Source organism: Kitasatospora sp. NPDC056181, assembly GCF_042266225.1.
Classification (GTDB): Bacteria; Actinomycetota; Actinomycetes; order Streptomycetales; family Streptomycetaceae; genus Kitasatospora.
Genome location: NZ_JBHJUK010000011.1, coordinates 61,284 through 83,334, shown reverse-complemented (window position 1 = coordinate 83,334; position 22,051 = coordinate 61,284). Strand labels below are relative to the sequence as shown.

Annotated in this window: 13 protein-coding genes; 9 read left to right on the top strand and 4 right to left on the bottom strand. The window is 75.8% G+C overall.

Annotated features, from left to right (window positions below; all coding sequences use genetic code 11):
• Positions 1-38 precede the first annotated feature (38 nt).
• The 3 genes from ACFC1F_RS07515 to ACFC1F_RS07505 all read left to right on the top strand — a co-directional run bounded on the left by ACFC1F_RS07515 (position 39) and on the right by ACFC1F_RS07505 (position 7,153).
• A complete protein-coding gene (locus ACFC1F_RS07515) occupies positions 39-3,143 on the top strand; it encodes a hypothetical protein (protein WP_376156366.1) in 3,105 nt (1,034 codons plus the stop codon).
• 167 nt (positions 3,144-3,310) lie between these two features.
• Positions 3,311-6,205: a BTAD domain-containing putative transcriptional regulator gene (locus tag ACFC1F_RS07510; RefSeq protein ID WP_376156364.1), complete on the top strand. Its 2,895-nt coding sequence runs from the start codon at positions 3,311-3,313 to the stop codon at positions 6,203-6,205.
• 120 nt (positions 6,206-6,325) lie between these two features.
• Positions 6,326-7,153, top strand: coding sequence for an MBL fold metallo-hydrolase (locus ACFC1F_RS07505; RefSeq protein ID WP_376156362.1), 828 nt, complete (start codon positions 6,326-6,328; stop codon positions 7,151-7,153).
• 88 nt (positions 7,154-7,241) lie between these two features.
• Here ACFC1F_RS07505 and ACFC1F_RS07500 read toward each other — a convergent pair whose 3' ends face one another.
• From ACFC1F_RS07500 to ACFC1F_RS07490, 3 genes are read right to left on the bottom strand one after another with little or no spacing between them, the layout of a single operon-like run.
• Positions 7,242-7,520: a hypothetical protein gene (locus ACFC1F_RS07500; protein WP_209414699.1), complete on the bottom strand. Its 279-nt coding sequence runs from the start codon at positions 7,518-7,520 to the stop codon at positions 7,242-7,244.
• 2 nt (positions 7,521-7,522) lie between these two features.
• A complete protein-coding gene (locus ACFC1F_RS07495; protein ID WP_376156360.1) occupies positions 7,523-8,173 on the bottom strand; it encodes a SigE family RNA polymerase sigma factor in 651 nt (216 codons plus the stop codon).
• A complete protein-coding gene (locus tag ACFC1F_RS07490) occupies positions 8,166-9,716 on the bottom strand; it encodes a sodium:solute symporter (protein ID WP_376156359.1) in 1,551 nt (516 codons plus the stop codon). The genes ACFC1F_RS07495 and ACFC1F_RS07490 overlap by 8 nt, the downstream gene beginning before the upstream one ends.
• Before the next feature lie 398 nt (positions 9,717-10,114).
• Here ACFC1F_RS07490 and ACFC1F_RS07485 point away from each other — a divergent pair, with 398 nt between their 5' ends.
• A complete protein-coding gene (locus ACFC1F_RS07485) occupies positions 10,115-11,770 on the top strand; it encodes a BTAD domain-containing putative transcriptional regulator (RefSeq protein ID WP_376156357.1) in 1,656 nt (551 codons plus the stop codon).
• A 110-nt stretch (positions 11,771-11,880) separates the two neighbouring features.
• On the opposite strand, the gene ACFC1F_RS07480 is transcribed toward ACFC1F_RS07485, so the two are convergent.
• Positions 11,881-13,551 carry a long-chain fatty acid--CoA ligase gene (locus ACFC1F_RS07480; protein ID WP_376156355.1) on the bottom strand — a complete coding sequence of 557 codons (1,671 nt, stop codon included), beginning with the start codon at positions 13,549-13,551 and terminating at the stop codon, positions 11,881-11,883.
• 267 nt (positions 13,552-13,818) lie between these two features.
• On the opposite strand from ACFC1F_RS07480, the gene hemA reads away from it, so the two are divergent.
• The 5 genes from hemA to ACFC1F_RS07455 all read left to right on the top strand — a co-directional run bounded on the left by hemA (position 13,819) and on the right by ACFC1F_RS07455 (position 22,038).
• On the top strand, positions 13,819-15,099 hold the full coding sequence (hemA, locus tag ACFC1F_RS07475; protein WP_376156354.1) for a 5-aminolevulinate synthase: 1,281 nt from the start codon (positions 13,819-13,821) through the stop codon (positions 15,097-15,099).
• Positions 15,100-15,230: 131 nt separating this feature from the next.
• The gene (locus ACFC1F_RS07470; protein ID WP_209414711.1) at positions 15,231-16,040 is read left to right on the top strand and encodes a 2OG-Fe(II) oxygenase; all 810 of its coding nucleotides are present in this window, start codon (positions 15,231-15,233) and stop codon (positions 16,038-16,040) included.
• A 56-nt stretch (positions 16,041-16,096) separates the two neighbouring features.
• On the top strand, positions 16,097-20,416 hold the full coding sequence (locus ACFC1F_RS07465; protein ID WP_376156352.1) for an amino acid adenylation domain-containing protein: 4,320 nt from the start codon (positions 16,097-16,099) through the stop codon (positions 20,414-20,416).
• A gap of 4 nt (positions 20,417-20,420) precedes the next feature.
• Positions 20,421-21,179: an SDR family oxidoreductase gene (locus ACFC1F_RS07460; protein WP_209414716.1), complete on the top strand. Its 759-nt coding sequence runs from the start codon at positions 20,421-20,423 to the stop codon at positions 21,177-21,179.
• 85 nt (positions 21,180-21,264) lie between these two features.
• Complete coding sequence (locus ACFC1F_RS07455) at positions 21,265-22,038, top strand: SDR family NAD(P)-dependent oxidoreductase (protein ID WP_376156350.1); 774 nt, start codon at positions 21,265-21,267, stop codon at positions 22,036-22,038.
• The last annotated feature ends 13 nt before the right edge of the window (positions 22,039-22,051 follow it).

The window sequence follows — 22,051 nt, the reverse complement described above, 5'->3', positions numbered from 1 at the left end:
CCCGCCGCAGCCGCGGCCGGCGGCGAGAGGGCAGAGCGTTGAGCACAGCAGGACAGACGGTCGGCGCGGGGCGCGGTGACGACCCGGCCGCAGATGCCGCACCGGCCTGGCGCCGGCTGGCCCGCCGCCTCGGCCCCACCGCGCCCCGGCCCGCGGCCGGCTCCCGCCCCTCGACCCTGCACCAGGCGGGCCCGCACTTCGTCATCGCCCCGGGCGACGGCGGAAGTGGCGGGCCGGCGGCGTTGCCTCCCGCGCTGACCACGGCGCTGGCGCGGCTGGAGCCGGTCGTGCGCACCGTGACCGTGCTCGCCGCCGCCCCCGATGCTCCGGACGTGCTGTTCGAGCGGCTCGACGAGCTGATCCGCACGGTTTCCGCGAGGGGGGCCACCGCCCTGGTCCTCGCCGCCTCCGGGCTGGCCGCCGCCCCGGCCGAAGGGCGGCGGCCGTCCGAACAGGTCGCCGAGCTGACCGGGATCGGCATCGTCGCCCCGGACGGGGTCGTGACGCTGCGCCCGGACGGCACGCTGCTGACGACCGGTCCGGAGGGCGGCGTCCCGTCGTCCTGGTGGCTCTGCACGCCCGCCGGGGTGGTCCGCCGGCTCGGCCCGGTCTGGCCGCTCTCCCACCGGGGCGGCGCCGCCCGGTCCGGGGTGGTCCCGGCGGTCGTCAACGCGGCATCCCACCCGGCACCGGCCGCGGTACCGGTCGCGGCCCCAGTCCCGGTCCCGGTCCCGGTCGCGCCGGCGGTACCGGTGCAGGGCTGGGCCACGGCACCCGCCGCCCGGGCCGTGGCACCAGCGCCAGCGCAGACGCCGGCACCGGCACCGGCACCGGGGTGGGTGGTGGCCCCGGCACCCGCGCCGGCCGGCGAGGCGCCCGTCCCCGCCACCCCGGCGGGACCGCTCACGAGCGTCGGCGCTCCCCCGCCGCCGCCGGCTGCCACCGCGCCGGAGCCGGTGCCCGCGAGCGCGCCGACGCCCCCGAACCCGTCCACGGACGGGCCGGCGAGCCCGGCCGCTCCCCTCGGCATCCGGACCGGTCCGGTGTCCGCAGAGCCCCCCGTTCCGGACCACCCTGACGACCTCCCGGCCACCCCCTTCACCGGCGGCTTCCGGATCGGCACCGGCCCGGACCCGCTCGACGGGACTCCCGGAGCGCCGGCCCGGGCCGAGGCCGGGGAGGGCACTGTGGTCCTGCTCGTCGGCCGCCCCGGCGAGCCGCTGCCGCAGGCCCACCGCCTGGCCGCCACCACCCGCCGGCTGTTCCCCCGGCCGCCCACCGGGCTGCTGCTGAGCGCGCCCTGGGCGCCCACCGCGGCACTCACCGTGCTCGCCGCCGGGCTCGCCGCCGAACTGGAACGCGACGTCCGCGTGGCCGTCGGCCTGCCGCAGCGCACCGCCGGCGGCTTCTCCGCCCGCGTCCTGGACGCCGACGGAGTCCCGGCCTGGGAACCGTGGCTCACCGAACTCACCGCCTCGGCCGGCCTGCGCCGTGTCGTGGCCTCCGCCTGGCGCAGCGCACCGGCCGGCCTGTCGCCGTGCGGGCCGGCGCTCTTCGCGGCCGCGGTGCCGGGGTGGCTCCTGGAGGCCGTGCCGGCCGGCCTCTGGCTTCGGCCCGGGGACCCGCCACAGGACCTGGCACCGCGGCTGCTGGACCCCGACCCCGCAGGACCGCTGCTGATCGTCGGTGAGGAGGGCCGGCCCGTACCGCCGGACGTGGCGGCCGGTGCGGGCGACCTGGTGACCGCGCTCGCCGGGCAGGGCGCGCCCGCGCCGCGGCTGACGGTCCGCGGAGTGGCGAGCCCCGACGCCACCACACCGGGGAACCTCGACGCCGACCGGCCCGTACGACCGGACGCGGACGCCGTGCCGGACGTGGACGCCGCGCCGGACGCGGACGCCGCACCCGACACCGACCCCGCGCCGGACACTCACCCCGGGCCCGACCTGGATCCTGCGTCGGACGTCGACCCTGCGTCGGACGTGGACCCTGCGTCGGACGCGCAGGCCATACCCGACACCGACCCCACGCCGGACACTCACCCCATGACCAACCTGGATCCTGCGTCGGACCTGGATCCTGCGTCAGACGTCGACTCTGCGTCGGACGTGGACGCCGCACCCGACACCGACCAGGCACCGGACACCCTGCCGGACACGGAGGCGGCCGCCTCCGAGGCACCGGCACCGGCACCAGCACCAGCACCCGGCCCCGATCAAGGGCCCGAGACCGAGACCGCACCCACCCCCGCCACCGCCACCGCCACCGGCCACGCCCCGGGCCTCGCCCGGCCCTTCGGGCCCGAGACGGCCGCCGCACCGGCCCGCCCGAGCACCGCCGCCGAACGCGCCGCCGTCAAGGACCTCCTGGGCGGCCACTTCCAGCGCTGCGCCAGCCACGCCGACCAGGTGGCCACCCGGCTTCCGGCCCTGCGCTCCGGCGGCCGCGACGATCTCAACGAGCTGAAGACCGACCTCGCTGCGGTGTTCCTGCACCACGCCGACCCCGGTGCCCCGGTCTCCCGCGCGGAGCTGGTCGAGGCGGCCCGCCGGCCCGACCCGGGGCCGCTGGACGCGTTCCTGGCCTGCCTCGGATCCGGCCTGCGCAGGCTGCCGAGCCACCACGGCGCCGTGCTGCTCGGCGCCCACGCGACCGCGGAGGAGCTGCGGCACTACGTCCCCGGGGCCCGGCTGACCGAACCCGCACCGGTCGTCGGTCTCCCCTCCCACGACGTCGAGCTGGGGACACCGGTCGAGTTCGCCGTCTGGTCGGCCACCGGCCGGCGGACGGCGGTGTTCGCCGAGGAGGGTGAGCACGAGGTGGTGTTCCCGCCGGGCTCGCACTTCTCCGTCCTCGACGTGCTGCCGGGCGAGGACGGCCGTCCGACCCGGGTCCTGCTCCGCGAGACCGGCCTCCCCCTCCCCCGGGAGCGCGCGGAGGTGGGGCTGGCGGACGACGACCGTGACCAGCACTGCCGCGCCCGGCTCCTCGTCTGGCTGGCCCGCCGGGACCTCCTCGCCCCCGAGGAGCGCCGCACCCCGGACCGCCCGGAGCGCTTCCTCCTCACCCCCGGCGTCGCCCCGCACCGGGCCACCGCCTCCGCCCCCTCCGCCCCCTCCACCCCCTCTGGCGACGCGACCTGACGCCCCGTCAGTGCCTTCGTACGGCACGCGCCCAGGTAGGACGGCCACCGCCGCAGGGCCGTCGGCGCCCCCGGCGGACGGCGGGTGCCGCCGGCGCCCTACTCGCCGGTAGGCTGCCCGCGACCTTCGCGGACGCGGCGGACACGGCGGCACAGGCGGGACGGGACATGGGGATACGGCTGCTCGGCCCGGTCGAGCTGCGGCTCACGGACGGCGAGGCCGCCGGGGTGGGCGGCGCGCAGCGACGGGCGGTGCTCGCCCTGCTCGCGCTGGAACTCGGGCGGGCGGTGCCGGTCGAGCGGTTCTTCGAGCTGCTCTGGGCCGACGCGCCGCCGACCCGAGCGAGGGCGGCCTTGCAGGGGCACGTCGCGGCGCTGCGCAAGGTCCTGGCCGGTTCGGGGTTCACGCTGCTCACCCGGTCGCCCGGCTACCAGCTGACCGGCGAGCCCGGGGCGGTGGACGCGCTCGCCGCCGGGGCGCTGGCCGCACGCGCCGCGACGACCGCCGACGACGCGGCCGCCGCCGCCCTGCTCCAGCAGGCGCTGCGGCTCTGGCGGGGTGCGGCACTCGCCGACCTCCCGGCCACCCCGCTCTGCGCCGCCCTGGCCGACCGGCTCGACGACACCCGCACGGAGACCCTGACCGCGTGGGCCGGGCGGCAGCTGCGGCTCGGGCAGGGTCATACGGCCGTCCCCGCGCTGGAGCAGAGCGTCCGTGCGGACGGGCTGCGCGAGCCCACCACGGCCCTGCTGATGCGCTGCCTGCACCAGGGCGGTCGCGGCCCGGATGCGCTCCGCGTCTACCACCGGGCCCGCGTGCGGCTGGACGAGGAGTTGGGCGTCACGCCGGGCCCCGCGCTCCAGGCGGCCCTCACCGCGGTCCTGACCGCCGACCGGGTCGCCGACCGGGTCGCCGAACAGTCGCCCACCGACCGGCCCACCGCCCAGGGCTCCGGTCCCGCCACCGGGGCCCCCGGCATGCCCGCCGTGCCCATGCCCGTGCCCGTGCCCGCAGCCGTGCCCGTCGCCGGCCAACTGCCCTCCCCGCCCCGGGGTTTCGTCGGCCGCGCGACCGAGGACGGCTGGCTGGACCAGCAGTGCGGCCCGGACCGCAGCGGGGACGGCCTGGCCGTGGTGGCCGGCCCGGCCGGCGTGGGCAAGACCGCGCTGGTGGTCCGCTGGGCACACCGCGCGGCGGCGGGCTTCCCGGACGGCAGGCTCTTCGCGGACCTGCGCGGCTTCGACCCGGCCGGTCCGGGCGACCCCGGGCAGGTGCTGGGGGGCTTCCTGCGGGCCCTGGGCGTGCCCGAGACGGCCATCCCCGAGGAGCGGGACGCGCGGGCGGCGCTCTTCCGGGAGCAGACCGGCCGGCGTCGGCTGCTCGTCGTGCTGGACAACGCCCGGTGCGTCGCCGACGTCGCCGGCCTGCTGCCCTCCGGGCCCGGCTGCGCCACGGTGGTCACCAGCCGGAACAGCCTGGAGGACCTGGTGGTCACCGACGGCGCCGCCCTGCTCCAGCTCGACGCGCTGCCCGCCGGGGACGCCCGCCGGCTGCTGGAGCGGCAGCTGACGGCCGAGCGGGTGGGGGCCGAGCCGGACGCGGCCGGACGACTGGTCGGGCTCTGCGACCGGCTGCCGCTCGCGCTGCGGATCGTGGCCGCCCGGCTCGCCGCCCGCCCCGGTTGGCGGGTCGCGGACCTGGTGGAGGAGCTCTCCGACGAGCGGACCCGGCTGGCCTCCCTGGGCACCCCGGGCGGGGTGACCAGTGTCCGGACGGCGCTCTCCCTGACCTACCCGCACCTGCCGGACGGCGCGCGGAGCCTGCTCGCACTGCTGACCGTGCACCCCGGCGCCGAGGCCGACCCGTACGCGGCGGCCGCCCTGCTCGGCACGGACGCCGCCGCCGCCCGGCAGGCGCTCGGCCCGCTCACCGCCCACCACCTGCTGACCGAGCCCTCGCCCGGCCGCTTCGGCCGGCACGACCTCGTCCGGCTCTACGGCGCGGAGCTGTTCGAGCGGCTTCCCGAGGAGCGCCGACGGCAGGCGTTCCGGAACCTGGCCGACTACGAGCTGGTCGCCGCCGGCCTGGCCGTGCAGCGGATGAACCCGTTCCACGAGCCGTTCCGGCCGGCGGGGCCGGGGCCGCTGGCGCTGCCCCGGCTCGCCGACGCGCCGTCCACGCTCGCCTGGTGCCACGCCGAGGAGCCGGTGCTGCGAGCGCTGGTGACGGCCGCCACCGACCGCGGCGAGCACGAACGCGCCTGGCGCCTGGCCCGGGTGACGGCCACCCTGTACTACGGCGCCGGACGCGTCTCCGACCGGCTCGGCTGCCTGCGGATCGGGCTGCGGGCCGCCCGGCTGGACGGCGGCCGCGAGGGCCTCGCCGCCATGGAGGCGGCGACGGCCTGCGCGCTCGGCTCCGCCGGACACGTCGCCGAGGCGCTGCCGCTCGCCGCCCAGGCCGTCGCCCGGACCACCCCGGACGACGGCGACCTGCACATCCACGCCCTCTCGGTACGCGCCTCCATGGCCGCGCTGTCCGGCGACCCGGCCGGGGCCGACCGGCTCTCGCAGGCCGCCCTCGACCTGATCCGGGCGAGCGGGCTGCGCGAGCACGCCGCCACGGTGCTCAGCAACGCGGCGGCGGTCAAGGTCGTCCTCGGCGACTCGGCGGCGGCGCTGGACCACGCGCGGGAGACCCGCGCCCTGCTGGCGGACAACCCGACGGCCAACGCCCATCTCTGGGCGATGGTCAGCGAGGCCCTCGCCCTTCAGGCGCTGGGCGAGCGGACGGCGGCCGAGCGGGTCTGGCGGGAGGCACTGCGGCTGTGCCGGTCGACCGGGAACGTGCGGCTGCACGCCCTGACGCGGCGGCACTTCGCCGGTTTCCTGGCCGGGACGGGCCGGGCCGACGAGGCCCGCGAACACCTGCGGGTGGCGGGCGAGCTGTACACCGCGCACGGGGACGCCCGACCGGCCGAGGAGCTGGACCGGCTGCTCGCACCGCCACCCGGCGCCGCGGCCGACGACCCCCGGGGCCGCCGCCGGATGCGGATCGCGTGAGCCGGTGCGCCGCCCCGGACGACCGACCCCGTCCCCGACCCTGAACCCGCCCCTGGAACCGACCCCGCCCCTGGACCCGAACCCGAACCCAGACCCGAACCCCGACCCGCCGGAGACGACATGACCATCCATCACCTGGACTGCGCCACCATGTGCCCGGTCGGGGGCAGGTTGTTGCTGGGCGCCGGCGGACCGCTGGTCGGGCACCTCTCGGCCCACTGCCTGCTGGTGGAGGGCGCGGAGGGGCTGATCCTGGTCGACACCGGCTTCGGGACCGGCGACGTCGCCGACCCCCGCCGGCTCGGGCGTGCCTTCCTCGGCACCGTACGGCCCCGGCTCGAACCCGCTCGCACCGCTCTGCACCAGGTCCGCGCGCTCGGCCACGACCCGCGCGACGTCCGGCACATCGTGCTGACCCACCTCGACCCCGACCACGCCGGCGGGATCGGCGACTTCCCGCACGCCGAGGTCCACGTCCTCGCCGACGAGCTGCGGGCCGCCACGGCGCCGCCCACCCGCGGTGAGCGGGACCGGTACCGCCCGGTCCAGTGGGCCCACGGTCCGCGCTGGGCCGAGCACCGGGCGGACGCCGCCGCCGAGGACTGGTACGGCTTCCGGGCGCTCCCGATCCTGCCGCGCGAGGCGCCCGGTCTCCTGCTCGTCCCGCTGGCGGGGCACACCCGGGGCCACTGCGGCGTCGCCGTCCGGGACGCCGACGGCTGGCTGCTCCACTGCGGCGACGCCTACTTCTCGCGCACCGACACCGACCCCGCCTCCCCCCGCCGGCCGCCCGCGCTGACGGCCTTCCAGCGCATGATGGCCGTCGACAACCGCGCCCGTCTGCACAACCGCGAGCGCCTGCGCGAGCTGCGCCGCACCCGGCCGGACGAGGTACGGCTGATCTGCGCCCACGACCCCGCCGACCTCGCCCCGTTCCGGGCCGGCTAGACCCACGGCTGGACCCGTCCCCGCGGGCCGGTTGCCCCCGGCGACGGACCCACGGCCCAGGGCCCACGAACCCGCGGGCCCACGAACCCTACGGAGACCCGGGCGGGAAGAGGGTGCCGGGGCGGCGGGTGTGGTCGTCGAAGATGACGTGCTGCCCGGCCGAGGCACCGGACAGCGCCCACAGGCCGATCGCGCAGGCGACGGCGACGACCAGCAGGGCGGTCGAGACCATGACCGCCCTGCGCCGGAGCTCGAAGCGGTTCCACGCCCGCCGGGCACGCTGGTAGGCGTCCTCGGGGGGCTCCTCGACGGTCTCCGCGAGGGACGCGAGGACGGCACGCAGCCGGTCTTCGGTGGACGCGCCCATGCCTAGGCCCCCTTCAGGATCCTGCTCAGCCTCGCCATCCCCCTGGAGGCGTGGGACTTCACGGCGCCCGGCGAGATGCCCATGATCTCGGCGATCTCGGCCTCCTTGAGGTCGAGCCAGTATCGCAGAACGAGCACCTGGTGCTGCCTGGCCGGAAGGGCCGCCAACGCCTTGGCCACCAAACGGTGTTCGTCCCTGATGAGGGCCTGGGTCTCGGCCGACAGCTCCAGCCGCTCGACGTGGTGGTGGGTGTGCTTGCGGACGACCCGGAGGTGGCGCAGCCGCATCCGGGCCATGTTGCAGACGGTCCCGCGGAGGTAGCCGAGCGCGGCGTCCGGGGTCCGCAGCCGGCCCCAGCGGCGGTGCAGTTGGTAGAAGGCCTCGGCCACCACGTCCTCGGTGTCCCCGTCGGCGCCGAGCAGGAAGGCGAGCCGCAGGAGCCCGTGGTAGTGGGTGGCGAAGAGGTGGGCGATGGCGGCGTCCCGGTCGGCGTTGCCGGCGTCGAACCCGTCAGGCGGGACCGGCGGGTCCCGGTGCGGCGGCCCGCCCCCCTGGTCACCGCTCCCCTGGTCACCGCTCCCCTGGTCACCGGCCGTGCGGGTGCCGTCGGGCGCCTGGGCGGGGTGGTCGGGCCCCGGCTCCTCTTCAATCAACCCGCACCGCGAATCGCGAGCCCCTGCGCTGGACATCCCGGTCCTCCTCGGGCTGCTCGGTCCGCCGCGGCACACCGGCGCGGTCGAGGACGGGGGTGAGGGCCAGCGCCACGAGGAGGTTGGCGACGAGTGCCGTGACGGCGACGTACACGGGGAGGTGGACGAGGCCGAGGCCGACGTCGACGACGGAGGAGAAGCCCCCGCTGACCACCAGCGCGGTGCCCGCGAGCATGCCGGCCGCCCAGCCCGCGAGCAGGGCCCGGTGGTGGAACCAGCGGGTGAACGGCGCGAGCCCGACGGCGGGCAGGGTCTGGCTGATCCAGACCCCGCCGAGCAGGTGGAGGTTGATCGCGTCCTGCGGGTGGAGGGCGAGGGCGAAGGCGAGCGCGCCCGTGATGATCACGACGGCGGCGAGGCCGGCCGCCCTGACCTCGTGCTTCGGGGTGGCGGTGGGGTTGAAGTACTCGGCGTAGATGTTGCGCGCGACGAGGGTGGCGATCCCGACGGCCATGACGGCGGCCGGCAGCAGGGCCGCGATCGCCAGTGCGCCGAGGAGCAGTCCGGAGACCGGGGGCGCGTCGAGCCGGTCGAGCAGCATCGGCACGGCCAGCTCCGCGTGCCCGTCGGGGGTGCGGACGTCGAGGGCGAGCGCGACGAAGCCGAGGTAGGCGAAGAGGCCCAGCGCGGCGGTCCACAGCGGCAGCGAGAGGACGGCACGGCGCAGCGCGTCGGTGCTGCGGGCGGCGAAGGACACGGTGAGGACCTGCGGGTACATCAGCTGGGCGAGGGCCGAGCCGAGGGCGAGCGTCAGGTAGGCGGCCTGGGAGCCGGGCGGGGCGACGGAGCCGAGGCCCTCGACGGAGAGCCGCCGGCCGGCCTCGGCGAACACCTGTCCGGGACCGGCCGTCCGGCGGGTGGCCATCAGGAGCACCACGGCCAGCATGCCGAAGATCAGGACGGCCTTGAAGCGCGCGAACCGGGCACAGGCCCGCAGCCCGCCGGGGAGGAGGACGAGGGCGAGGACCACGAACGCCCCGGCGAGGCCGAGCAGTCCGGCGGGGCCCTGCGGGTCGATCCCCATGACGCGCAGGACCGCTTCGAGCCCGACCACCTGGAGGACGAGGTAGGGCATCGCCGCGAGGATGCCGGTGAGGGCGACCGCGAGTGCCAGCGCGTGCGACCCGTGCCGGTTGAGCGCGAGGTCGGCCGCGGTCAGCAGCCCGTGACGGGAGGCCAGTTCGCGCAGTGCGGGAAGGACGACCAGGGCGACGGGCTGCAGCAGCACGGTGTAGGCGAGGGCGTACAGCCCGAACCCGCCGGTGGCGTAGGTGAGTCCGGGAACGGCCACCACGGTGTAGGCGGTGTAGACGGTGCCGCCCAGCAGGACGGCCGTGCCGCCCGGGCCGAGCCGGCGTCCGGCGAGCGTCCAGCCCGCCGGGTGGGGGAGTTCGCGCGGGTCGGAGCGCCGTGCGGCGACGCGCACCGCGGCGGCGACCCCTCCCACGAGCAGTGCGAACGAGGCCAGTGAACCAATGGAGGACATCTGCCGCCCTTGTCTGCATGTACGGTTCAGGCGTTCGTCATGTTCATGCGACAGGACCGTAATCCGAGCACGTGACGGACGCAACAAAGCAGGGTGCGCTTCCCAGGTGGTGGACGCCCCGCCCCCCGGAATGCGCCGGATTGCCCCGGCTTCCGGCGACGGCCCGCCCCTCGCGGGTGTGACGCAGATCACCCGGTCAATACGGTCGCCCTGGTAAACCGAGCGCCGGGCGTACGCAACTCCCCTGTGAGGCGGAGCCTTGCGCCGGCCCCACCGGGTCAGCCCGGACGGCCGGCGACGAACCTCGTGGAAGGTCGACGGGGACGGTGCGCCGGTCCGCCACCTGGAGCCGGCGCTCATGCGGAGGACCCTTTCCGAATATCCGACCGGAGTGCGGGATGCCCCTTTCTGACAACTTTCAAGACATTCGCGACAACGGTGCCGACCCGCTGCGGCTGCGCTCCCTTCCCACCGGGAACCGCCGTGCGGCCCAGGCCGCCCCGGGCGGTCCGAGCCGGTCCCTGCTCGCGCCGGAGCCCCCGGCGGACCGGCCGTACGACCGCGCCGGACGCCCGGGGCCGGGCGGGCCGGCCGGGCCCGCCTCCGCCCCGGCGGCGGAGCAGGTCGTGTTCCGGCTGCTGGGGCCCCTGGAGGTGGTCCACCACGGCCGTGCGCTGCCGCTGGGCGGCGTCATCCAGCGGACCACGCTCGGGTTCCTGCTGCTCCACGCGAACCGGGTGGTCTCGACCAACCAGTTGCTGAAGGCGATGTGGCCGCAGGAGGCCCCGCCGACCGCACGGAAGATGCTGCAGAACGCCGTGTCGGGGCTGCGCGGCCTGCTGGCCCGCGCCCGGGTCGACCCGCGCGCGGCCGAACTGGTCAGCCGGGCACCCGGGTACATGCTGCGGATCGACGCCGACCACATCGACCTGGCGCACTTCCAGTCCCTCCTCCAGGACGGACGGGCGGCCCTGGTCTCCGGCTCGCCCGGTGACGCCGCCCGGCTGCTGCGGACGGCGCTGGACTGCTGGCGCGGGCCCGTCCTGGAGGACCTCGCCGAGACCGGCATCGACTGGCCGGAGCTGGCCGCCCTGCGCAACTCAAGGATGGCGGCCCTGGAGGACTACTTCGAGGCCGAGCTGGACAGCGGCCGCCACCACGAGGTGATGGCCGAGCTGGAGGCCGAGGTCGCCCTGGCCGCCCCCCGGGAGCGGCTGTGCCGGCTGCTGATGCTGGCGCTCTACCGCTGCGGCCGCCACGTGGAGGCGCTGGGCGTCTACCGGCGGCTCAGGCCCCGGCTGCTGGACGAGTTCGGCCTGGAGCCCGGCCCGGAGCTCCAGGACCTCTACCGGGCGATCCTGCGTCACGACCCCTCCCTCGACCTGCCCACGGCACCCGCCGGCCCGGCCGCCCGGGCGCCCCGCCGGAGCGTCCCGGCGGGGCGCCCGGTCACCCCCTACTGCACCGAACCCGGCCGCGCCCCGCTGCGCAGCACCGTCGTGCCGCCCCGGGGCGCCGTACCGCAGCAGGGCGCCGTACCGCCACCGCAGGGCATCGGCCGGCCGCAGGCCGCGGCACTGCGCTCGCCCGACCGGGTCGCCGAACTGGAGCTGCTGCGCAGCCTGCTGACCCTGGTGCGGCGCAAACGCAAACCCCATGTGGTGACCATCCTCGGCAACCGGGACACCGGGAAGAGCGGGCTGGTCACCGACTTCGGCGACAGTCTCCGGCAGGACGGCGTGGCGACGCTCTGGAGCGCCGACTCGGTCGCGCGGCCCCGGGAGCAGGCCTCCGGCGGGCTGCACAGCGCGCTCGAACGGGCGGCGGCCGGCCAGCCGCTGGTGGTCGTGCTGGAGGACCTGCACCGGGGCGACGACCCGGTGCTCGCCTCGCTCGGCGACGCGGTCCACACCCCGGGTCCGCTGTCGCTGCTGGTGATCGTCACGGCCCGGCCGGAGCTGGCCGGGCCGGAGCTGGCGATCCGCCGGCCGGGCCCGGACGACACCGCCCCCTCGTCCACGACCATCACGCTGGAACCGCTCTCGGCGGCCTGACCCCGGGCCGGGCGGGTCGCCGGGGGACGGCGGCCCGGGCCGGCCCGGGGCGGGCGCGCCGCGGGGAGGGCGGCCGCCCGCGGGGGGCGGCGGTCCGGACGCCGTACGGTTCACGACCCGAACCGTGCGGCCAGCTCCCGTTTGAGCACCTTCCCGCTGATCCCGAGCGGCAGTTCGGGCAGGAACTCGACGCGTCGCGGGTACTGGTGGGCGGCGATCCGCTCCCGGGCCCACGCCGTGATCTCCGCGGCGAGGGCGGCGTCCGCCACCCTGCCGGGCCCGGGCACCACGACCGCGCACACCTCCTCGCCGTGGACGCGGTCCGGCACCCCGATCACCGCGACCCGGGCGACGGCCGGGTGGTGCACCAGCACCTCCTCCACCTCGCGCGGATAGACGTTGTAGCCGCCGCGCACGACGAGGTCCTTCTTGCGGTCGACGATCGTCAGGCAGCCGTCGGCGTCGACCCTGCCGAGGTCCCCGGTGCGGAACCAGCCGTCGACCAGCACCTCGGCGGTCGCGTCCGGCCGGCCGTGGTAGCCCGCCATCACGTTGTGACCCCGGACCACCACCTCGCCCACGGCGGCGCCGGGCAGCAGCTCGATCCGGCCCTCGACGTCCGGCCGGGCGATCCCCACCTCGACGCCCCAGACCGGCCGCCCCACCGTCCCGGGCCTGGTCGGCCAGGCCTTCTGGTTGTAGGCCACGACCGGGGAGGTCTCGGTCAGGCCGTACCCCTCGTAGACGGTGCAGCCGAACACCTCCTGCACCTCCTCCAGCACCTTCACCGGGAGCGCCGAGCCGCCCGAGTAGGCGCGGTCGAGCCGGGGGCGCGGGCCCCCGGGGTCCGCCGCGACCGCCTCCAGCAGGGCCAGGTACATCGTGGGCACGCCCATGAACACCGTGCAGTCGTGGGCCGCCATCAGCTCGACCGCCCGCCGGGCCTCGAACCGGGACATCAGCACCAGGGTGGCCCCGGCCAGGAAGCACACGCCCATCCCGCAGAGCTGGCCGAAGGTGTGGGAGAGCGGCAGACAGCCCAGCAGCCGGTCCCCGGGGCCCATGTCGAAGGGGGAACGCGCGGTCGTCATGAGGTTCATGACGATGTTGAGGTGGGTGAGCGCGGCGCCCTTGGGCCGCCCGGTGGTCCCGGAGGTGTAGAGGATGACGGCGACGTCCCCGGGGGCCCGCGGCAGGTACCCCTCGACGGGTTCGGCCCGCGCGGCGAGCAGGTCGATCCTCGGCACGCCGTCGGTCCGCTCGCCGGTCCGCTCGCAGGCCGGCTCCGGCGGGGTTCCGTGCGGGCCGGCGGCCGGGCGGCCCGGGCCCGGCCCCTCGGCGGCCGCCGAGGGGGCGTCGTCCAGCGTGAACACCGCCACCGGCGGCCCCGGTTCGGCCGTCGCGTCGCGCACCGCCGTCAGGGCCTGCGGCAGCATCGCCGCCGAGCAGACCAGCGTCCGCGCGCCGCTGTCCCGGAGCACGTGCGCGATCTGCCCGGCGCGCAGCAGCGGGTGGACGGGGACGACGACCGCGCCCAGCGCCAGCACGCCGAAGTACACCGCCGGGAAGTGCGGGGTGTCGGTCAGCAGCAGGGCGACCCGGTCTCCGGGGCGGGTGCCGGCAGCGCGCAGCACGGCCGCATGGCGCCGTGCCCGTTCCCAGAGCTCGCCGTAGCGCAGCTCCCGCCCCTCGTGGACGACGGCCGGGTGGTCCGGCCGCCGCAGGGCCGACTCGGCGAGCACCGCCGCCACCGAGAGCATTCCGTCGGACTCCACGCGCATCACAGCCTCCCGTCGGGCGCGCGGCGCACCCGGAAAAGCATCGCACGGCCTGTTCGGACGCACCGGAACTTCGTCCACTGCCCGGTAATCGCCGGGAAACCGGACAGGCAGTGGCGCGGCCGGTGGACCGCCGGTTACCGGGCAGTGGAAATGCGGATAGCGATCTCCCTGGACAGTCCCGACGGGCGTCGCCTAGCTTGTGGTGAGCCGGGGTCACCGACCGGCGGCGCTTCGTGGAAACGAAAGTCAGACAGGGGGGGTGATTTCGTGAACCGGCATTTCGACTTCTTTTCGCAGCGCCTGGCGGATCCGTCCGGGCGAGGCCGGGAGTTCCTGGAGATCGGCCGGGTCGCCGGCCGCTTCCCGGCCGCGACGACCGCTCCGGACCCGGCCGGCGGCGTCTTTGAGGTCAACGTCTGGTGCAGCAACGACTATCTCGGCATGGGTCAGCACCCCGCCGTGGTCGCAGCCATGCAGCAGGCCGCGGGCCGGTTCGGCGCGGGCTCGGGAGGCTCCCGGAACATCGCCGGTACCAACCACCAGCACGTGCTCCTGGAAAGGGAGCTGGCCGATCTGCACGGCAAGGAGGAGGCGCTTCTCTTCACGTCCGGATATACCGCCAACGACGGCGCTCTCGCCGTGCTGGCCGGAATTCCCGACGACTGCGTTGTTTTCTCGGACGAGCTGAACCACGCGTCCATCATCGACGGAATCCGGCACAGTGGCGCGGCCAAGCGGATATTCCGGCACAACGACGCCGGTCATCTCGACGAACTGCTGGCCGAGGCCGGGCCGGACCGGCCGAAGCTGGTCGTCCTGGAGTCGGTCTACTCGATGTCCGGGGACGTCGCACCGCTCGCCGAGGTCGCCGCGACTGCCCGGCGGCACGGCGCGACGACCTACCTGGACGAGGTGCACGCCGTGGGGATGTACGGCCCCCAGGGCGCCGGGCTGGCGGCCGAGGCCGGGCTCGCGGACGAGTTCACCGTCGTGATGGGCACGCTGGCCAAGGGGTTCGGCGTGAGCGGCGGCTACGTCGCCGGACCGGCGGCGCTGGTCGACGCCGTCCGCGGCCTGTCCCGCCCGTTCATCTTCACCACGTCGCTGCCGCCCGCGGTGGCGGCGGCCGCGCTCGCCGCCGTGCGCCACCTCAGGACGTCGGAGTCGGAGCGGGACGCCCTGCGGCGGAACGCGCGCCTGCTGCACCGCCTCCTGACGGAACGCCGGATCCCCTTCCTCTCGGACCGGTCGCACATCGTCTCCGTCCTCGTGGGCGAGGACGAGCTCTGCCGGAAGGCGTCCGCCCTCCTGCTGCAACGCCACGGCGACTACATCCAGCCGATCAACGCACCGAGCGTGCGGCCCGGCGAGGAGATCCTGCGGATCGCGCCGTCCGCCGTGCACGGGCCCGAGGACGTCCGCCGGCTCGTCGACGCCCTCGACACGGTCTGGCGCGACCTCGACGCCCCGCGCGCCGACGCCCCGCGCGCCGACGGGCCGCACGCCGGCCCCCCGCGCACCGAGGGCCTGCCCGGCCACGCGGCCTGACCCCGTCCGCCCGCGCCGGCCGCACCGCAGCACACCACCGCACCGCGCCACCGCGGCGGGCCGCCGCGTCCACGACCGCACCGTCCCACGCCTGCACCAACCCGTTCCCGTCCACCAAGAGGAGCACATCCGTGACCGTCACCACCCCGGTCGTCAGGTCGGCGACCAACAAGATCGCTGACGAGCTCACCACCGAGAGCCTGCTCCAGCTGGCCAACCGCGAGATCGGCGCGATCCACGTGCGCGGCTACTACCCCGTCGAGATCGCCAAGGAGGTCGCCCAGAAGGCGATCAACCACCAGGCGCTCGGCCACTACCACAAGCAGCACACCAGCAGCGTCGGCCGCGTCTACATGCCGCACATCGACACCAAGTGGGACGAGGACCTCACCCGGCAGTACCACGACGCCGCCCTGCCGGCGATCGAGGACGTCCGCTCGATGTTCCACCCCTACCTCTCGCCGGTCGACCGGGTCCGCCTCCAGCTCCAGGAGCTCTGGCCGTCCGGGGCCAACCTGCTGCGACTGCGCGGCCGGGCCTGCTTCGTGGGCGCCTTCCGGGTCTTCCAGCCCACCACCTCGGAGTTCTACCCGCACAACGACGCGATCGACCAGGAGACCGACGCCCCCGAGATCGCGGGCGTGCTCAACCAGCTGGTCGCCAACATCTACCTCCAGGTGCCGAAGGAGGGCGGCAACCTCCAGCTGTGGCTGCGCGAGCCCACCCCCGAGGAGACCAAGGTCATCCTGGAGGTCGAGGGCCTGGAGCGGGACTCCGTCGAGGCGCCGGTGGTCGAGATCCACCCGGAGGCCGGCGACCTCATCATCTTCAGCCCCCGCATGCTGCACGCGGTCACCTCCGGCCAGGGCGAGCACCGCGTCGGCGCGGCCGCCTTCATCGCCACCAAGGGCCCGCAGGAACCGCTGCTCTTCTGGAGCTGACCCCGGCTCCCCGTCCGTCCATCGAGCAAGAGTCGACACGCAGAGGACTACGGCAGATGCTCCCGGCGCTGGTTCACGCGCACGCGAAGGCTCATCCGAACCGAACGGCCGTCGCGGTGGGTCAGAACAGCCTGACCTACGCCCAACTCGACGACAGAGTCGCCCGGCTGATCCGACGCCTGTGCCACCGGGGCATCGGCCGTGGCCACCTCGTCGGCGTCCACCTCGACCGCAGCCCCGACGCGGTGGCGGCCGTCCTGGCCGTGCTCGGGGCGGGCGCGGCGTACACGGTGATCGACCCGGCCGAACCCGCCACCAGGAACGCGGGAGGCCTGGCGGCCGGCCTCGACCTGGTGCTCACCTCCGCCGCGTACCGGGAGGACCTGCACCGGCGCGGCCTCGACGTCCTGGACGTGCAGGAGGTCCTCGACGGGCCGCAGGCCCCGGGCGGGCAGGACGCGCGGGAGCGGCACGCGGACGAGGACGGGCCCGCCGGGCCGGCCGCCCGCCCCGCACCCGGCGAGGACGACACCGCGTACGTCCTCTACACCTCCGGCTCCACCGGGGTGCCCAAGGGCGTCATGGTCACCCACCGGAACATCCGGCACTACACGGAATCCCTGCTCGACCGCCTCGGCATCACCGAGCCGCTGCGGTACGCGCACGTCACCACGCTCGCCGCCGACCTCGGCAACACCTGCGTCTTCCTCGCGCTGTGGACCGGCGGCACCCTGCACCTGGTCGACGAGTCCACCCGGCGCGACCCGGCCGGACTGCTCCGGTACCTGCGGGCGGAGCGGATCGACGTCGTCAAGACCACGCCCTCGCACTGGACCGTGCTCTTCCAGGCCTTCGGGCTGGACGCCGCCTCCCGGCCCGCCCTGCGGTACCTGCTGCTCGGCGGCGAACTGCTGCCGGTGCCGCTGGCCCGCCGGATCCTCGCCTCCGGCGTCACCCGCACCCTCGTCAACCACTACGGGCCGACCGAGGCGACGGTGGGCGTCGCGACGCACCTGCTCACCGTCGAGGCCGGCCTCGACGCCCTGGGCGACGCCGCCTCGGTCCCCATCGGCAGCCCGCTCGGGGCGACCGGGCTCTACGTCCGCACCCCGGACGGCACGTTCCACCGCAGCGGCGCCACCGGCGAGTTGTACATCACCGGCCCCTCGGTCGCGCTCGGCTACCGGGACAACCCGCAGGCCACCGCCGCGGCCTTCACCACCGAGCTCGAAACCGCCTCCCCCGGGGCCGGCCGCGCCTACCGCACCGGCGACCGGGTCCGCGCCGACGACTGGGGCGTACTGGAGTTCCTCGGCCGCGGCGACCGCCAGGTCAAGGTCGGCGGCTACCGGGTCGAACTCGGCCACGTCGAGGCCGGACTGCGCCGTCTGCCGGCCGTCACCGACGCGCTCGCGCTGCTGCTCCCCGGGGAGCGCAAGCGGCTGGTCGCAGCCGTCGCGGCGCCCGCCGCCGGGGCCGGCGACCTGCGCGCCCGGCTGCGCGAACTCCTGCCCTCCTACATGATCCCCCAGCGGATCGAGGTGTTCGACGCGTTCCCCCGCACGGGCAACGGCAAGACCGACCAGGCGGCGCTGCGACAGCTGGTCCAGAGCCGGCTCGCCGACCGGTCCGAACAGGCCCGCGCCACCGACGACCCACTGCTGGCCGAGGTCTGCGAGGCCTGGCGGCGCCAGCTCGGCCACGACGACTTCGGCATCCACGACGACTTCACGCTGGCCGGCGGGAACTCCATCGACGCCATCCAGGTGATCGCCGACCTCCAGGCGCGGGGCCACCGGGTCTCGGCCGCCGCCTTCCTGGCCGAACCCACCGCCGCCGCCCTGGCCGCCCGGCTCCGGGCCGGCCGGAGCGACCGGCCCGCCGGACACCCGGCCGCCACCCCCGCGGAGACGGACGACACCGCGCTGTCGCCCGCCCAGGCGTGGTTCTTCCGGCAGGAGTTCGCCCAGCCCGACCAGTGGAACCAGGCCCTGCTGCTGGACACCGACCCGTCCGTCCAGCCGGCCGGCCTGGCCGCCGCCGTCGCGGACGTGGTCGCCCTGCACCCCCTCCTGCGCACCGCGTTCCGGCCCGAGGGCACCGCCTGGCGCCGGGTGGCCGCCCAGCCTCCCGCCGCGTTCACCAGCTCGGTCCTGCCCGAGGACGAGACCGCGGCCGCCCACCACGTCCGGGAGACCGCCGCCGCCTGCCAGCGCCGGATCCGCGTCGCCGACGGCTCGCTCTTCCAGGCCCACCTGTTCCACGGCGCCACCCGCGCCCACCTGCTGCTGGTCGGCCACCACCTCGGCGTCGACGCCGTCTCCTGGCGCATCCTCGTCAACGACCTCAGCCGCTGCTACAGCGAGCGGATCCGCGGCGGTACACCCGCCACCGCGGCCGCGGCGACCGACTTCGGCGCCTGGGCCACCCACCTGCGCGCCCAGGCCCCCGCCCTGCGCACCGACCTCGCCCACTGGGACGGCCTCGACCGCCTCCCCGAGACGGCGTCCCGGTCCGCGGCCGGCGACAACCGCGAGGGGGACGCCGAGGCGGTCTGGTTCCGGCTCTCCCGCGCCGAGACCGGCGCCCTGGCACACAGCGCCGCGGCCAGCACCGGCATGCCCCCGCACGCCACCCTGCTCGGGGCCTTCGCCCAGGCGCTCGCCCTGCTGCGCGACACCGACGAGGTCGTCGTGGACGTCGAGAGCCACGGCCGGGTGTCGCTCGACGACTCCCTCGAAGTCTCCCGTGTGGTGGGCTGGTTCACCTCGACCTTCCCCGTCCGGATCGACACCGTCGCCGACGACGCCGCCGCCACCGGCAAGGCCGCCGCCGCGGCCCTGGCCGACGTCCCCCGCTACGGCGTCGCCTACGGCCTGCACGACCGGCCCCAGCGCACCGACGTCTGCTTCAACTACCTCGGCACGCTCGCCCTGCCGCACGGCGACGACCTGCGCCTCACGCCCTCGCGGCGGCAGCTGGGACCGGTGCGCGGCCCGGAGAACGACCGCGGCCACGGCCTCAAGCTCACCGCCCGCGTCCACGACGGACAACTGGTCGCCGACCTGTCCTACTCCCCCCGGCGCCACTCCCCGGCGCAGGTGCTCACGCTGGCCCGCACCACCCGGGCCCACCTGCTGGCGGCCGCCGGACTCCCCTGCGCCGAGGCCCAGTTCGTGGTGGAGCACGGCTCCAGCACCGGCCTGCTCGCCCAGGTGCCACGCGCCCTGCACTGCGAGCCGCCGGCCGACTCGGTGCGGGAGTACGACAGCGTCCTGCTCACCGGCGCCACCGGCTTCATCGGCGCCCACCTGCTCCACCTCCTGCTGACCCGCACCACGGGCCACGTCCACTGCCTGGTCCGCGGCCGGGACGGCCGGTCCGCCACCGAGCGGCTGCGCGACGCCTACGCCTGGCACCTGCCCGGCGAGGACCTCGACCGGTACGCCGGCCGCTTCACGGTGACGGCCGGCGACCTCGCCGAGCCCCGCCTGGGCCTCACCCGCGAGGAGCACGAGCGGCTGCGCCGCGAGATCGGCGCGATCTACCACCTCGCCGCCGACACCCGCCTGTTCGGCGACCGCGAGACCTTCGACCGGCTGAACGTCGAGCCGCTGCGGGCCCTGGTCGAACTGGCCTCCACCGGCCGCCCCAAGGACCTGCACTACGCCTCCACCCTCGCCGTCTGCGGCGAGGGACCGGACGGCGAGGAGGTGGTCTTCTCCGAGGAGAGCCTGAACGTCGGACAGCGGTTCCTGAACGAGTACGAGCGCAGCAAGTTCGACGCCGAGCGGCTGGTCCACGCCTTCACCGCGGCCGGCGGCGGCGGGTTCATCTACCGCTCCGGCAACGTCTCCGGCCACTCGGAGTCCGGCCGGTTCCAGCGCAACGGGGGCGACAACCGGCTGGTCCAACTCCTGCGCGCCGCCGTGCGGATCGGACGGGTGCCGCAGGTCGGCCACCGGACCCTGGCGCTCAGCCCGGTGGACGTGGTGGCCGGGGGCATCCTCGAGATCTCCCGCAGCGAGCGCGTCCGCAACGGCACCTTCCACGTCGACACCCCGCACGAGGTCCGCTACGAGGACGTCTTCGCCGTGCTGCGCGAACTCGGCTGCCCGCTGGCCGAGGACGAGGCACCCGACTTCGCCTCGCTGTTCGGGCGCCACCTCGCGCAGCGCGACGAGCAGGTCACGCTCGCGCACTTCTGGGCGAGCCGGCCCGAGCGCAACGTCCGGTACGACCACACCCGCACCCGGCGTCTCCTCGCCCACCTCGACGTGGAGTTCCCGACACCCGAACGCGCCTGGCTGCGCCAGTACTTCACCGGCCTGATCGAACAGGGCGAGATCTCCCTCGCCGACCGAAAGCAGGGGTAACGACATGACAGAGGGACGCATCGCCGTCGTCACCGGAGCCTCCTCCGGGATCGGACGGGCCGTCACCGGGGACCTCGTCCGCCGCGGGGTGCACGTGGTCGCCGCGGGCCGCCGGGCCGACCGGCTCGCCGCCCTGGCGGGCGAACTCGCCGACGGGCCGGGCCGGGTGGCCCCGTTCGCGGGCGACATCACCGCTCCGGGCCACACCGAGGAGCTGCTCGCCGCGGCCGAGCGGGAGTGGGGGCCGGCGAGCCTCTTCGTCGCCTCCGCGGGGCTGGGCCTGCCCGGGACGGTCCTGGGTTCCGACCCGTCCCGCTGGGAGGAGCTCATCGAGGCGAACTACCTCGCCGTGCTGCGGCAACTGCGCGCCTGCGCCGCCGAGTTCCGCAAGCACGCGGAGGCGGACGGCGGTGCGGCCGTCCGGGACCTCGTGGTCATCGGCTCCACCGTGGGCCGCCAGGTCTCGGCGGCCAACCCGGTCTACGGCTCGACCAAGTTCGCCGTGCACTCGCTGGTGGAGGCGCTGCGCCAGGAGGTGTGCACGTACAACATCAGGGTGACGCTGATCGAACCGGGGTTCGTCCGCTCCGGGTTCCAGGCGGCCGCCGGGTACGATTCCGCATGGTTCGAGGCCGTCGCCGAGGAGAACGGGCCGCTGCTGACGCCCGAGGACGTCGCCGACGTCATCGGGTTCGCGATCAGCCGCCCGACCCACGTCCATCTCGACGACATCCGCCTCCGCCCCACCCGTCAGCGGGCCTGAGGCCGGCGGTCCGGTGCGCGGGGCGGCCTCGGCCCGGCCGGGCAGCACGCCCGCCGCGAGTCCCGCCACCTTCGAAGGAGCCACCTTGGACGCGTTCATCGACGACCTGTTCTCCCTGAAGGGCCGCAAGGCCTTGATCACCGGGGGCAGTTCGGGCATCGGCCTGGCGATCGCCTCGGCCCTGAGCCGGGCCGGCGCCGAGGTGGTGCTGACGGCCCGCCGCGCCGAACCGCTGGCCGAGGCGGCCGGCGCACTGCGCGCCGAGGGCGGCACCGCCGACTGGATCGACGCCGACCTCGGCGACCGCGAGGCCGCCCACCGGCTCGTCGACACCCTGCTGGAGCGCCACGGCGACCCGGACATCCTGGTCAACTCGGCCGGGATCAACATCCGGCCGCCGTTCGGGGAGTTGAGCGAGGCCGACTGGGACCGCACGATGCGCACCAACCTGGACGCGCCGTTCGTGCTGGGACAGCGACTCGGCCCCCGGATGGCCGACAACGGCTGGGGACGGATCGTCAACATCTCCTCCCAGCAGGCCATTCGGGCGTTCGGCAACAGCGGAGCGTACGGGGTGTCCAAGGCCGCGCTGTCCGCGCTGACCCGCTCCCAGGCGGAGGCCTGGTCGTCACGCGGCGTCTGCGTCAACGCCATCGCGCCGGGCTTCGTGCACACCCCGCTGAACGAGGCCGTCTTCCGGGACCCGGTCCGGACGGAGGCCATGGCGCGCCGCACGATGATCGGACGCAACAGCGAGCTGGGCGACTTCACCGGGGTCGCCGTCTTCCTGGCGAGCGAGGCCTCGGCCTACGTGACCGGCCAGACCATCTTCGTCGACGGGGGCTTCTCCGCCACCTGACGGCCGGGGGCCG

Coding starts and splice junctions, on each gene's coding strand:
- ACFC1F_RS07510 (WP_376156364.1), top strand. CDS start 3,311: ATGGGGATACGGCTGCTCGGCCCGGTCGAGCTGCGGCTCACGGACGGC.
- ACFC1F_RS07505 (WP_376156362.1), top strand. CDS start 6,326: ATGACCATCCATCACCTGGACTGCGCCACCATGTGCCCGGTCGGGGGC.
- ACFC1F_RS07500 (WP_209414699.1), bottom strand. CDS start 7,520: ATGGGCGCGTCCACCGAAGACCGGCTGCGTGCCGTCCTCGCGTCCCTC.
- ACFC1F_RS07490 (WP_376156359.1), bottom strand. CDS start 9,716: ATGTCCTCCATTGGTTCACTGGCCTCGTTCGCACTGCTCGTGGGAGGG.
- ACFC1F_RS07485 (WP_376156357.1), top strand. CDS start 10,115: ATGCCCCTTTCTGACAACTTTCAAGACATTCGCGACAACGGTGCCGAC.
- ACFC1F_RS07480 (WP_376156355.1), bottom strand. CDS start 13,551: ATGCGCGTGGAGTCCGACGGAATGCTCTCGGTGGCGGCGGTGCTCGCC.
- ACFC1F_RS07465 (WP_376156352.1), top strand. CDS start 16,097: ATGCTCCCGGCGCTGGTTCACGCGCACGCGAAGGCTCATCCGAACCGA.
- ACFC1F_RS07460 (WP_209414716.1), top strand. CDS start 20,421: ATGACAGAGGGACGCATCGCCGTCGTCACCGGAGCCTCCTCCGGGATC.